Genomic DNA, 13,837 nt, shown 5'->3' with positions numbered 1-13,837 from the left:
AAAATTTAAAAAGCAGCCATCAACATAACGTTAATGGCTGTGGTTTTGCTATTTGTGTGTAAAAATAGCGGCCCCAAATTTTGTATCATCGGCATTGGCTTTTAAGCCTTTTGCATAAATCGTATAGATTTTTCCATCTTCAATTTTTGCATCAGTAATTGTTGCTTCAACAACTCCAGTTGCTTTGTTTTTCACATTAAATGTTACTTTTTCTGCTGCATCAATTGGCAAGAAAGCACTGTTTTCTTTAAAAGCTTTATTGTCTACCAAATCAGTAGCTACGCCATTAATTGCTAGGTTTAAAGGCCCGCCATCTGGACTCAAATTTACGAAACGGATTTTAGCCTTTCCTGCTGCAGGCTTTGTTAAATCATCTTTTAAAGTTAATATGTCTATTGTTTCAAACTTATCAACCATAAATACAGTATAAGCTGAGTCTGGTACTAACTTCACAACATCAGATGTTAACCTTGTTGTTAATCCTTTTTTTGTAACAGTAATTGTTCTATCGCCAGAGTATGCTCTTAAATAATCCATTTTGTTGCCAAAAACAAAATCATCAATACTTGCTCTGGTGTTGTCTATGTAAATATCTAATTTTTCAGCTGTTGGCGAAGCATGTACCAAACTTAAACCAGAAATGGAGATAGGTGTATTTTCAAAATCATCTTTCATACATGATGATAATCCTAACGTAAGGGCGAGAGCTGTTAATAGAGTTTTAGTTCTTAAAGAAATTTTCATGATTAAATTTTAAATTAAAAATTGTTAACGGCCATTAACTTGTTTCTTTAAGAACGAGATTAGCTCATCAAACGCTACAAAAATTTAACTTAATTTTTAACTGATTGATTTTAAACGTCATAATCTGCTTCTGTTAAAAATTTTTACCACCAAATTTTGATGAACTATAACTCAAGCAAAAAGTAAAAACCCGTGTAATAATTAATGGATTGCTATTTTGTAAAGCATATCAATTATCCTTATAAATTTATTTAACCCTATTCGATAACTTTTTAGTGCTTACGGCAAGCTAAATGCGCTCAAAAGCATTAAGCATAAAAGTAAAATAGCGTAACTTTTTAAAGAAATAAGAGATTAACTTTTAAATATTTATCTTTTTTGAAAAGCAAATCCAGAAGCTCGATTATTATTAGTCGGGCTTTTTTGCTTTATCTTTTTTAATTATCCTTCGACTACGCTCAGGATGACAATTAAAAAAGTATATCGCAACAATCCCGTTTAGTTAACGCTGTTTTATTCTGCTATGAGGGGTTGCAAACTGCCCAAGAACCAGCAACTTTGTAGTATAAACCTGAGTACAGTGGAAAGCTTTTTTTAAGTGCACTAAACCAATATGTAAAGCAGTCAGGAGCTATGAAAATCCTTCGACAAGCTCATGATGACATCTCTTTAAAGTTAAAAAGCCGTGTTCATCCTTTAGATTTGTGGTTCTATTAACCCTTCTTTAATTCTATCACCGTAATTTCTGGCCAAATACCAACTCTGCCCGAAAAACCAATAAAGCCAAAACCACGGTTTACGTTCAATACTTTTTCATTTATCCGTTTAATGCCTGCCCAATGTTTATATCGCAATTTAACCGGGCTCCATTTGATGCCGAAAAGCTCAACACCGAACTGCATACCATGCGTATGACCCGCCAAAGTTAAATGAATGTGCGAAAGATTGTTTTTTACCTGAGCCTCCCAATGCGAAGGATCATGAGATAATAAAACTTTAAAGTCATCAATTTTGGTTCCTTGTAAAGCTTTTTGTAAATCGCCTCTTTCACCAAAACCTACACCCCAATTTTCTACCCCCGCCAAAATAATTTTCTCGCCATCTTTTTGCAGTTCTACATGTTCATCTAGCAATAAACGAAAGCCTAATTCTGCATGATATTTTTTAAGTTGCTGCATGTTGCCACGTTTAACCAAATCATTTTCCCATTTTACATAATCGCCATAATCGTGATTACCTAAAATAGAAAACTGCCCATACTTCGCTTTAATTTGAGAAAAATGGCCAATGTAAAGTTTAATTTCTTCGGCTTTGTTGTTTACCAAATCGCCTGTAAATACAAACAAATCTGATTGTTGCTTATTGATTAAATCAATCCCTTTTTGAACAGCTTTAGGGTTAGTAAAACTCCCTGCATGTACATCAGAAATTTGGGTTATGGTAAAGCCATCAAACGCTTGGGGCAAATCTTTAAAAGTTAAAGTATGTTTAATTACTCTATAAGCATATTTGCCTTTTAGTATGCCGTAAATAAATAATAAAACAGAGAGTATAAAAAGACAAACTCCAAACTCAATTAAAAATGGGTGTCGATTTGCAATTACAAAACTACCTTCAGAAATGAGATGAAAAACACCATAAATTAATCTAAAAATATCTGCTAGCAATAAATTGATTGCAAAAATAAGTTCGCTTACAAAAAGTGTTAAAAATACGTGTGTTGCAATTTTAAAAAACTTACCCATGCCTCTGCTTTGTATACCTTGCAAAGCGTATAAAACAGCAATCGAGCTCGAAGCAACCACCATCCAAAATATGATTGAAACATAATTTTTGGGGGCCACAACTTGTAAGCCGCCCAAAATGTACCAATTCATTAAAAAAAAGAATAGGCAAAAAATGGCGATGGGTAATAATTGTAATCTTCTCATTTTAGTTTTAAAAATAATAAACCACATAAGCATATAGAAATATAGCCAGTGTTGTAAAAACTATGTTTCCTATGTGTCTATGTGGTTAAAAACCTCGTAGATTTTGAAACCTACCAGGTTTAAATTTTGTTTCGGTTGGTGAGACACCAACCGATAGAACTTTGACAATCTGAAGCCCCTTTAGGGGTTTGGGGTTATATCAACTCTACACTTCTGCTTACAAAAGCAGTTAATTCTGCTCCTGTTAACATGCCTTGAGAAAGTAAAGCCAAATCAACCGCTTGTTTGGCAAATTTGCTTTGCTCTGTTTCATCAGCCGATGCTAAAATTTTGCTTACCAATTTGTGGTTTCCGTTGATGGCAACTTTATAACTATCTGGCATGTTTCCGTAAAAACTCATTCCGCCACCCATTTTAGCCATGTCTTTCATTCTACGCATAAATTCATCCATGGTAACGGTTACAGGAGAATCATCTGGACTTAAGCCAACAACTTCTACACTAAAATTAGGTTTAGCAATTGCTTTTTCGAAAATTGCTTTAACACTTGTAGATTGCTCTTCGCTTAAAACAGATTCTAAAACTTCGTCTTTTTCTATTAATTGATTGGCAACACTAGCATCAACACGTTTCAATTGTGTTTTCTCTAATTTTTGTTCTAAACTACTCACAAAGTGACTGTCAATTGGCGTGTTCATTACCAATACATCATAACCTTTTTTCTCTGCCGATTGGATAAAACCATCTTGTTTTTCGGTATCTGTAGTATATAAATAAACTACGGTTCCGTTTTTATCAGTTTGAACTGGTGCAACTTTTTCCTTGTACTCTTCGAAAGTAAAGTTCTCGCCTTTGGTATTGGTTAACAAAGCGAAATCTTTTCCTTTATCGTAGAATTTCTCTTCGCTAATCATTCCGTATTTAACGAATAAACCAATATTGCTCCATTTTTCTTCGTAAGCTTTACGGTCTTTGTTAAATAATTCGGCTAATTTATCCGCTACTTTTTTAGTGATATAACTGTTTATTTTTTTAACATTGCTATCTGCTTGTAAGAAGCTTCTAGATACATTTAATGGAATATCTGGAGAATCAATTACACCATGTAATAACATTAAAAATTCTGGAACAATGTCTTTTACTTCATCAGTAATAAATACTTGGCGACTATATAATTTGATTTTGTTGCGTTGCATATCAAAATCATCTTTTACTTTAGGGAAGTATAAAACGCCTGTTAAATTGAAAGGATAATCAACGTTTAGGTGTATCCAAAATAAAGGATCTTCACCAAATGGATATAATTGTTTGTAGAAATCTAAATAATCTGCATCTGACAAATCTGCAGGCGCTTTAGTCCAAATCGGATTGGTTGTATTAACGATGTTATCAACCTCAACTGATTTATATTTTGGTTTTTCTTCTTCATCAACACCATCTTCTTCTTGTGTAGTTTTTGTACCAAACTTAATCGGTACGGGTAAAAATTTAGCGTATTTATCTAAGATTTCTTGCAATTTACCTTCGCTTAAAAACTCTTCAGATTCTGCATTAACATGTAAAATAATGCTTGTACCACGAGTAGTTCTACTACCTTCGCTAATTTCGAAAGATGTGCTACCATCGCAAGTCCATTTTGCTGGTTCAGCACCATCCTGATAAGATAAAGTTTGAATTTCTACTAAATCTGAAACCATAAACGCAGAATAGAACCCTAAACCGAATTTACCAATAATTTCGTTGGCATCTTTAGCGTCTTTAAACTTTTCTACAAACTCGCTTGCGCCAGAAAAAGCTACTTGATTGATGTATTTTTTAATTTCTTCGGCAGTCATACCTAAACCGTTATCGCTAATGGTAATGGTTTTTGCTGCTGCATCTAAACTTACTTCTACTAAGGGTTCGCCAACTTCGCCATTGAATTGACCAAGCGACCCTAAACGTTTTATTTTTTGAACCGCATCAACTGCGTTAGAAACTAGTTCCCTTAAAAAGATTTCATTATCCGAATACAGGAATTTCTTGATGATTGGGAAAATGTTTTCAGTGTGTATGGAAATACTTCCTTTTTCTGTTGTCATAATTAATGTATAATTTTTTGATTATACTTTAGGTTATCAATGCTTGTTCCAAAAGATTTTATAAGTCAAAATGACAGGGTTATGAAAGCTCCGTCATTCCCGTGCAAACGGGAATCGTAAGGCGATAGAAGTTAATAATTACAAACCTACTAAAGCATTACGATGCCCAGTCTAGCTGAGCATGAAGAATTTGAAATTAGAGTTCGCGTCATTCCCGTGAAAGCGGGAATCTTAATGCGATAGAAAGGAACACTTACAAAAACCTAGCAGCGCATTACGATGCCCAGTCGAGCTGAGCATGACGAATCTTTAATCAAATCCCTTATCTTTGCTAACCAATGGAATATAACGTTCATACCCTAAGCAACGGCATTAGACTTTTGCATGTCCCTTTTTCTTCGCCAATTTCACATGCTTGCATTATTATCAATAGCGGTAGTCGCGATGAAGAAGAGCAACAAATGGGTTTGGCTCATTTTATTGAACATTTGATTTTTAAACGCACAGAAAAGCGAAATACCAATCAGATTTTGAATAGGCTAGAGAGTGTTGGGGCTGATTTAAATGCATACACCACCAAAGAATATACCTGTATTCATGCTTCTTTTTTAAACCCTTATTTAGATAGAACATTAGAGCTGTTTAACGATATTGTCTTCCATTCAGTTTTCCCGGAAGATGAAATGGAAAAAGAGAAAAGCGTGATTTTGGATGAAATTACCTCTTATTTAGATCAGCCAGAAGAAGCGATAAATGATGATTTTGAAGATCAACTATTCGCTGGACATCCCTTTGGGAGAAATATTTTAGGGACGCCAAAAACGGTAAATGCTTTAACCCGAAAAGACATCTTAAATTTTATTGCAGCCAATTATAAAACTGATGAGATAGTTGTTGCCGTTATTGGAAACTACAGTTTAAATAAATTTGTAAAAATTGGCGCCAAACATTTTGAGCCTGTTCCCGCAAATTTATCTCCCAAAATCCGCATTGCTCCAAAACCAAGTATTACACAAAATGTAGTAGTCGAAAAGCAAATTTCGCAAGCGCATGTAATGATGGGCACACAAGCTTATTCGTTGCATCATCCATACAAAGCCGGTTTATTATTGCTAAATAATATGCTCGGCGGAACAGGAATGAGTTCTATTTTAAACCTGCAGATTAGAGAAAAATACGGCATTGCTTATACCATTGAATCCAATTATAGTCCGCTGAGCGATACAGGAATTTTTGCTTTATACTTTGGCACAGACCAAGAAAAATTGGACAAGGCTTTTAGCTTGATCTCTAAAGAATTTAAAAAGATAAAAGCAAATCCGTTAACAGAAATACAGCTTCAAAAAGCAAAAAACAAGTTTATTGGTCAAATTGCTTTAGGCGAAGAAAACAGAATGGGATTAATAATCTCGATGGCCAAAAGCTTAATCGATTATAATAAAATTGATGATTTGGCAACGGTTTTTAATAAAATTAGGGCAGTTAGTAGCACTGATATGGCGAATATTGCCAATGAGATTTTGGATGAAGATAAGCTGAGTTCGTTAACTTTTTATCCTACTGGAGATTAAAGGTTACGTTTATTCTTTTTTAAACTTTGTCTATTGTCAATAAAAGTTACAATCTCTAGCGTATTGCTCTTCTGCTTTATTCTATAAATAACAGAAATTTGTGGAACAATTACACCAATGTAAGTATGCTTAGTTTTGAAAGTTTTACGGGCTATAAAAGGTGCCGAGCTAATTGTTTCGATATATTCAAAAACTCTTTTTAAAAATTTCTTAGATTCTACTTCGGGCCAATTTTCCAGTAGATAGTCAACATTTTTTTGAAGTGTTTCTACTGCTTTATTAGACCATATAATGTTCATGGGTATAGATTAAATTTCATTTTAACATCTTCATGAGTTAAAACCTCTCCCTTATCAAGTTGAGCAATTCCTTCTTCCACATCATTTCTTTGTACTTTGCTAAGTCCATCAAACCAATCAACCTGTTTACTATTTAACAGTTGCTTAATATCCCTTATTAAATCCAAATCATTTGTATTAATAATCTGTTGCAACACACTAAGTTTTTCTGCCTCTATGTTCATAATCAAATTTACTTAAAATTTTAATCCATAACAATAAGGAAATTAATTATAGACAATAATCAAGTTACTACATTTTATTTAACTGAAGATTAAGCCTAACTTGATGGAAGGTAGTTGATATGCGCTCACGCCTATGAACCACTAGCTTTGTAATATAAACCTTATTGAAGTGGATCCCGATTTTTCTTCGGGAGAAACGAAAAGAAGGACTGTTAGTGCGAAGAATTACCTACAATGTTTTTCGTGAAAAAGAGCAAAAATAAACGCATAAGCTGTCATTTGCATGTAGTGAACCTAATTCTAATTTCCTTTTAAACCAATAATTCGTACTTTTGCTGCAATTAAAAAGAAATAAATTCTGATGAAATTACCAATAGTAGCTTACGGAGATCCAGTTTTAAAGAAGGTTTGTGTTGATATTGATGAAACCTATCCTGATTTACAAGAACTGATCAAAAACATGTTCGATACCATGTACCATGCCAGTGGGGTGGGTTTAGCTGCTCCGCAAGTTGGTTTGCCTATCCGTTTATTTATTGTTGACACCAAAGGCGATGAAGATGAGGAAGCCTACGTTAAGGTTTTTATTAATGCTCAAATTTTAGAAGAAACTGGTGAACCATGGGCATTTAACGAAGGCTGTTTAAGTATACCAGAAGTGCGTGAAGATGTAATGCGTAAACCAAACATCCTGATAAGTTATTACGATGAAAATTGGGTAAAACACGAAGAAAAAGTGAGTGGTTTTTCAGCAAGAGTGATTCAACATGAATATGATCATATTGAAGGCAAACTTTTTACAGATAAATTAAGTTTACTTCGCAGGCAGCTGCTGAAAAGCAAATTAGATAACATTTCTAAAGGCAATGTTAGAACAGATTATAAAATGCGTTTCCCTAAGCAAAGCAAGAAAAGATAATTAAAGTTATCCTGAACAATTGTCTGCCGTGGCTGATAGTCGAAGGATTTTTAATAGATGCATTCATCAAAGTATGTCTTCGACTACGCTCAGACACTGACAATGATGTTTTAATTATCTCTCCTCTGCACGGCTTTTATCGCCGTTAGAAATCATTTGAATTAATTTACCCCAAGCAAATGGGTTTAAGAATGGGTTGGTTTGGCGCATATTAACGTTTACCATCCGATCGAAATTATACCGATAATTGCTATTACTAATCTCTTGTGCATCTCTAGGCAAAGTTAGTATTGCTCCTCTAAGTGCTTTAGGCGATAAGTTTTTCTTGGCAATTGCCATATCATCATCAGCAACTTTCATGGTTAAAAAATCTTTAGTGAACTCTTCAACAGTTGCCCAAGGATATACGCGAACGGTTTGTAAATACACAATCTCCGACTTTAGCTTAACCATTGCGGTATATTTATGCTCGGCAATTTCTGTAGGCAAAACCAATGTTTTACTTGTAAAACCAACAGCAGAATATAAAATTGTATCGCCTGGGTTTACAATAAAAGAATAATATCCTTGATAATTTGCTGCGTACTTTTGATTTTTGTTACTCAAGTTTGTGATGGTAACATAAGGCACAACAATATTACTGTCAGCATCGGTTATAATACCCGAAAGCTGCACCAGTTTGTTGCTTTTGCTTTCGCTTTGCGCAAAAACACCCGTAACAAAAAAGATCAATAATATGGTTAAACAATATTTCATCACACAAAAATACTTGTAAAAGGTATTATGGCTAGTTAAAATGTGTTAAATGACTTAAACTTGCTCGGCCAAATCTACAGCAACTACGCCTGTAATTTCTGGTACAGCTTTCATAATGGCTTGTTCAATACCAGCCTTCATGGTCATAAAACTCATTTTACAGCTGCTACAATTGCCTAACAATCTTAACTTTACAACATAATCTGGCGTTATCTCTTCTATAGCAACATTTCCACCATCAGCAATTAAATATGGCCTGATAGTTTCTAAAGCTTGCTCCACTTGTTCCTTTAAACTCATCTTATATTTTTTAAAGTATAAAAATAGTAATTTTTTAACAATTAGCTGGTTGTACGTTATTAATAGAAATCTGTTGCGCCATTTTACCTGCTATTTCTTTAAACGCTTGAGCTAGCGGACTTGTTTCATCCATTGCAATTGGTTCTCCATTATCGCCAGCCGCAGTAATACTTTGTACCAATGGTATTTCGCCTAAAAATGGCACATTATATTTAGTTGCTAACTCTTTGCCACCATCTTTACCAAAAATATAATATTTATTTTCTGGTAGTTCTGCTGGTGTAAAGTAGCTCATGTTTTCAACCACTCCTAATACCGGAATATTAATGCTTGGCATTTGAAACATCGCTAAACCTTTTCTCGTATCTGCCAATGCTACTTGTTGCGGCGTGGTTACAATTACCGCTCCAGCTATCGGAAAACTCTGCGTAATGGTAATATGAATATCGCCAGTACCAGGAGGAAGATCTACAAAAAGATAATCCAATTCTCCCCAATCTGCATCATTAAACAACTGTTTGATAGCGTTAGATGCCATTGGGCCACGCCAAGGCACAGGTTGATCTGGATCTGCAAAGAAACCTAGCGACAATAATTTAATGCCGTATTTTTCAATTGGCAAAATCAAAGTTTTTCCATCTTCAGTTTCTCTTGCGCTTGGTTTAGCGCCTACTAAACCAAACATAATTGGCACGGATGGGCCGTAAATATCGGCGTCAATTAAGCCAACTTTTGCTCCTTGTGCTGCCAATGTTACTGCCAAATTGCTCGCAACAGTAGATTTACCTACACCACCCTTGCCAGAAGAAACCAATATGATATTTTTGATTGCATTCAATTGTGTGGTATCTACAGGTTTTGTAACCCTTGATGTAATATTGATATTTACTTCAGCGTCTGCCGCAACAAAATGTTTAACCGCGTTGGTACAAGCATTCTTCAACATTTCCTTCATTGGGCATGCTGGCGTTGTTAATTCTAAAGTAAAGGCAACTTTATTATCTTCAATTTTAACATCCTTGATCATGTTAAGTGTTACCAAATCTTTTTTCAAATCTGGGTCTTCAACATTACGCAAAGCGGATAAAACTTGTTCAGTAGTAATCATATGCTTCAAAATTAACAAAACATAGCCACAAAAAATTTGCTATCCCTATTTTTGTTGTAATTTTAACGCGAACGAGACAAACTGTGACAGATGAAAAACAATTGATAACCTCGCACGAACTGAGATGAGACACATAATTATTTTTAACCCCTCATCGAACTCCGTGTGACAGTTAAAAAAACAATTAATAACTTCACGCGAACTGAGATGAGACCCATAATTATTTTTAAACCCTCATCGAACTCCGTGTGACAGATAAAAAACAATTGATATCTTCACACGAAATAAACATTTGCGCTAAGCGTTTGTTAAACAATAATTTCTACTCTACTTATGCAGCTACCAAAAATAAAAATTCCTAAAAAGTATATAAAGATTGGCGCTTGGGTTTTAGGTGTTTTTTTAATCATTTTTCTCTCTGTTGGCACCTACGCTTATAGCAAGCGTGAAGCTTTATTAAACAAGATTGTGGCTAAAGCCATCGCAAAAGCAGATAAAGATTATGGGCTAGCTGTTAAAATAGGTTCTTATGGTTTTAATGGTCTAAGTTCTGTGAACTTGAAAAATGTTTCTGTAGTTCCAAAAGATAGAGATACATTAACTACGATAGATGATCTTACTGTTGGCGTAAAACTTTTCCCTTTGATATTCGGTAATGTAAAACTTTCAGAGATTAACCTCGATAAAGGATCATTTAATGTAGTATTAAAAGATACGCTTACCAATTTAGATTTTATACTTAAGCAAAAAAAGAAAGATAGCACGACTACAAAAAGCAAAGTAAACCTGGCCGATTTAGCGCATGATTTATTGAATGAAATGTTATACAAAATACCTGATGACATGCAGGTAAAAGATTTTGTAATAAAGTTAAACGATAACGATACTGCATCCTTAAAATTTCATACACAAACTGCTACCATAGATGGCGGCGATTTAAAATCTACCATCATTGTAAATGATACCGCCGCAACTTGGCATATTAACGGAGAAGTAAATCCTGGAGGCAGAAATTTTGATGTAATGCTTTTTGCTGATAACAACAAAAAAGTAGAATTACCTTATCTAGAAAATAAATTGAGCACAAAAGTTAGTTTTGACACTGTTAGAACTAAAATGGAAGATGCGGACTACAGCGGTGATGATTTCAAAATTTCAGGATCTTGGTCTATCAAAAATTTAGTGGTAAACCAAAAGAGAATTTCTAATGCAGATGTTATCGTTCCAGATGCAAAAGTTGATGCTATAATGTTAATTGGCGAAAATTTTATTGCATTAGATAGTGCATCAACCGTGTTTTTAAATAAAGCTACTGTTCATCCTTATTTAAAATATACTTTATCTCCTAATAAAATTTATGAGATGAAAATTAGTGCTGAGGAACAAGATGCACAAGCTATTTTCGAATCTTTTCCTGTCGGATTATTCGAATCATTAGAAGGCATAAAAGTTCAAGGCAAATTAAAATACAGTTTAAATTTTCATTTAGATACTTCTATTCCCGATAGCGTAAAATTTGAATCTACCCTTACACCAACTGATTTTAAAATTGTAAAATGGGGCAAAACCGACTTGCAAAAAATTAATTCAGATTTTGTTTATACACCTTACGAGTATGGTAAACCGATGAGAGATATTACCATTGGCCCATCAAACCCAAACTTTACCAGACTTAATGATATTTCTTCGAACTTTAAAAATGCACTTTTAACTTCTGAGGATCCATCTTTTTTCAGACATCAAGGTTTTGTAGAAGAGTCGATCAGAAAATCAATTGCGGTTAATTTTAAGGAAAAAAAATTTAAGCGTGGCGGAAGTACGATTTCTATGCAATTGGTTAAAAACGTTTTCTTAAGTCGCCAAAAAACATTAGCACGCAAAGCGGAAGAAATTTTGATTGTTTGGCTAATCGAAAACAACAAATTGATTAGCAAACAACGTATGCTCGAGGTGTATTTTAACATTATAGAGATGGGACCAAACGTTTATGGAATTGGCGAAGCTGCTCGTCATTATTTTGGCAAAATGCCAGCAGATTTAACACTTGGCGAAGGTTTATTTTTAGCCAATATTGTTCCTAAACCAAAGGTAGCCATGTACAAATTTATGAGCGATGGCAGTTTGAAACCATACCTTTTGCCTTGGTTTAGGTACATTGGCAACACTATGGCTCGAAGAGGTTTAACGCCATCAGATTCTAGCGGATACGGCTATTACAACGTTAGGTTAAGAGAAGGTTTACGCCAATATTTATTGCCAGATTCGGTAGTAATTGACACAAATAAACTAGAAATGGAAGATGATGAGATGCCTCCAGGCGGAATGCAGGACCAGTCTAAAGGTTTATTTGACAGATTATTTGGCGCCAAAAAAGACACGGTAATAAAAACCCCTGTAAAACCAGACAGTACAAAAACAAGGAAAGAAATTAGGCAAGAGAAGAGAGAAGAGCGAAGAAAAGAAAAAGAAAACGGCGGTTAAATCGTTAAAATGAACAAAATAGAAATTCACGATAAAGGTTTTGAGATTTTTTTAGAAAATGAAACCATTGGTAAAAGAACACGATTAATCGGCATTCAACTTAATGTGGATTATGAAGAGAAGTGTCCAATTTTTATTGGTGTACTAAATGGCAGTTTTTTATTTATGGCAGACTTGCTAAAAGAAATTGACATTGCTTGCGAAGTTGGTTTTATTAGGGTTGCTTCTTACAAAGGCACCGAAAGCAGCGGACAAATTAAGGAAGCTTTTGGTTTGCCCGAAGATTTGGAAGGTAGAGACGTGATTATTGTAGAAGATATTGTTGATACTGGCCTAACCCTTAAATATATTTTAGAAAAAGTAAACGCACAAAAACCAGCATCGGTTAGGGTTTGCAGCCTCCTTTTTAAACCTGCTGCTCTTTTACAACCAATTGAAGAACTAACTTATGTTGGTTTCGAAATACCTAACGAATTTGTTGTTGGCTATGGCTTAGATTACGATGGCCTAGGCAGAAACTTAAAAGATATCTATAGAGCTATATAGTTTTTAGATTTTAGATTGGTAAGGTTTCTTGTATTCATCAATTGACTAATTGATATTACTGCAATAATCTAATTTATTTTTCCGATTTTTGCGGCAGTAAAACAAAAACCAATGACAATACATAAAGAAGGATATACCTCAATTGCACTTACCATACTATTTGCACTGATACTAAATGCACTTATAGAATATTATTTTGCTGATTTAGCTTGGTTACGTTGGAGTGTTTATGTGCTATCATTAGCTTTATTTCTTATTGTTTTACAATTTTTTAGAAACCCAAAAAGAACATTTACCAATGGCCATAATTTGGTGATTTGCCCTGCAGATGGTAAAGTTGTGGTAATTGAAGAAACCGAAGAAGGTGAGTATTTTAAAGACAAACGTTTACAGGTTTCTATTTTTATGTCGCCAGTAAATGTACACATTAACCGAAATCCAATTTCTGGTGTGGTTAAGTTTTTTAAATATCACCCAGGTAAATATTTAGCCGCTTGGAACCCAAAATCGAGCACCGAAAATGAGCGTACTACCACCGTTGTAGAACATGCAAATGGCACTCCTGTTTTATTCAGACAAATTGCTGGCGCTTTGGCTCGTAGAATTGTTTGGTACATAAAAGAAGGTGATCATGTTACACAAGCAGAACAGTTTGGCTTCATCAAATTCGGTTCTAGGGTAGATATTTTCTTGCCAGTTGGCACCAAGGTTAATCTACAATTAGATCAGGTTGTAAAAGGCGGCATTACCGTTTTAGCAGAGTTAAGCTAAAAAAAATCGTCATTGCGACCCTCTGTTTTCACAAGGCGAAGCAATCATTCATGCATTTTAGCTACTAAATGTTTCCTTTTTATAAAAGTTTGCCTCGTCGCTGCGC

Annotated in this window: 13 protein-coding genes; 5 read left to right on the top strand and 8 right to left on the bottom strand. The window is 34.5% G+C overall.

The annotated features are described in order from the left end of the window. Positions 1–48: 48 nt before the first annotated feature. From FA045_RS00870 to htpG, 3 genes are all read right to left on the bottom strand, one after another. Complete coding sequence (locus FA045_RS00870) at positions 49–744, bottom strand: DUF4397 domain-containing protein (protein ID WP_136873480.1); 696 nt, start codon at positions 742–744, stop codon at positions 49–51. Positions 745–1,457: 713 nt separating this feature from the next. After that, on the bottom strand, positions 1,458–2,675 hold the full coding sequence (locus tag FA045_RS00865; protein WP_136873478.1) for a metallophosphoesterase: 1,218 nt from the start codon (positions 2,673–2,675) through the stop codon (positions 1,458–1,460). A gap of 194 nt (positions 2,676–2,869) precedes the next feature. After that, positions 2,870–4,756, bottom strand: coding sequence for a molecular chaperone HtpG (htpG, locus tag FA045_RS00860; RefSeq protein ID WP_136873476.1), 1,887 nt, complete (start codon positions 4,754–4,756; stop codon positions 2,870–2,872). Between the two features lie 338 nt (positions 4,757–5,094). Here htpG and FA045_RS00855 point away from each other — a divergent pair, with 338 nt between their 5' ends. Next, positions 5,095–6,327: a M16 family metallopeptidase gene (locus FA045_RS00855; protein ID WP_136873474.1), complete on the top strand. Its 1,233-nt coding sequence runs from the start codon at positions 5,095–5,097 to the stop codon at positions 6,325–6,327. On the opposite strand, the gene FA045_RS00850 is transcribed toward FA045_RS00855, so the two are convergent. Next, the gene (locus FA045_RS00850; protein WP_136873472.1) at positions 6,324–6,626 is read right to left on the bottom strand and encodes a type II toxin-antitoxin system RelE/ParE family toxin; all 303 of its coding nucleotides are present in this window, start codon (positions 6,624–6,626) and stop codon (positions 6,324–6,326) included. The genes FA045_RS00855 and FA045_RS00850 overlap by 4 nt on opposite strands. After that, positions 6,623–6,850: a hypothetical protein gene (locus FA045_RS00845; RefSeq protein ID WP_136873470.1), complete on the bottom strand. Its 228-nt coding sequence runs from the start codon at positions 6,848–6,850 to the stop codon at positions 6,623–6,625. The genes FA045_RS00850 and FA045_RS00845 overlap by 4 nt, the downstream gene beginning before the upstream one ends. Before the next feature lie 361 nt (positions 6,851–7,211). Here FA045_RS00845 and def point away from each other — a divergent pair, with 361 nt between their 5' ends. After that, positions 7,212–7,769, top strand: coding sequence for a peptide deformylase (gene def / locus FA045_RS00840; RefSeq protein ID WP_136873468.1), 558 nt, complete (start codon positions 7,212–7,214; stop codon positions 7,767–7,769). 114 nt (positions 7,770–7,883) lie between these two features. On the opposite strand, the gene FA045_RS00835 is transcribed toward def, so the two are convergent. The 3 genes from FA045_RS00835 to FA045_RS00825 are packed head-to-tail and all read right to left on the bottom strand — an operon-like array spanning position 7,884 to position 9,933. After that, positions 7,884–8,525 carry a peptidase associated/transthyretin-like domain-containing protein gene (locus FA045_RS00835; RefSeq protein ID WP_136873466.1) on the bottom strand — a complete coding sequence of 214 codons (642 nt, stop codon included), beginning with the start codon at positions 8,523–8,525 and terminating at the stop codon, positions 7,884–7,886. A 54-nt stretch (positions 8,526–8,579) separates the two neighbouring features. Next, positions 8,580–8,825, bottom strand: coding sequence for a NifU family protein (locus FA045_RS00830; RefSeq protein ID WP_136873464.1), 246 nt, complete (start codon positions 8,823–8,825; stop codon positions 8,580–8,582). Between the two features lie 34 nt (positions 8,826–8,859). Further along, entirely contained in the window at positions 8,860–9,933 is a 1,074-nt protein-coding gene (locus FA045_RS00825; RefSeq protein WP_136873462.1) for an Mrp/NBP35 family ATP-binding protein, read from the bottom strand. Between the two features lie 333 nt (positions 9,934–10,266). Here FA045_RS00825 and FA045_RS00820 point away from each other — a divergent pair, with 333 nt between their 5' ends. The 3 genes from FA045_RS00820 (at position 10,267) to FA045_RS00810 (ending at position 13,731) form a co-directional block, all read left to right on the top strand. Next, a complete protein-coding gene (locus FA045_RS00820; protein ID WP_136873460.1) occupies positions 10,267–12,414 on the top strand; it encodes a transglycosylase domain-containing protein in 2,148 nt (715 codons plus the stop codon). Positions 12,415–12,423: 9 nt separating this feature from the next. Beyond that, positions 12,424–12,960 carry a hypoxanthine phosphoribosyltransferase gene (gene hpt, locus FA045_RS00815; protein WP_136873458.1) on the top strand — a complete coding sequence of 179 codons (537 nt, stop codon included), beginning with the start codon at positions 12,424–12,426 and terminating at the stop codon, positions 12,958–12,960. A gap of 111 nt (positions 12,961–13,071) precedes the next feature. After that, complete coding sequence (locus FA045_RS00810) at positions 13,072–13,731, top strand: phosphatidylserine decarboxylase family protein (protein WP_136873456.1); 660 nt, start codon at positions 13,072–13,074, stop codon at positions 13,729–13,731. The last annotated feature ends 106 nt before the right edge of the window (positions 13,732–13,837 follow it).

Source organism: Pedobacter cryotolerans, from assembly GCF_005116475.1.
Lineage (GTDB): Bacteria > Bacteroidota > Bacteroidia > Sphingobacteriales > Sphingobacteriaceae > Pedobacter > Pedobacter cryotolerans.
The sequence above is the reverse complement of the archived record's forward strand: the minus strand, read 5'-3'. Positions and strand labels throughout refer to the sequence as shown.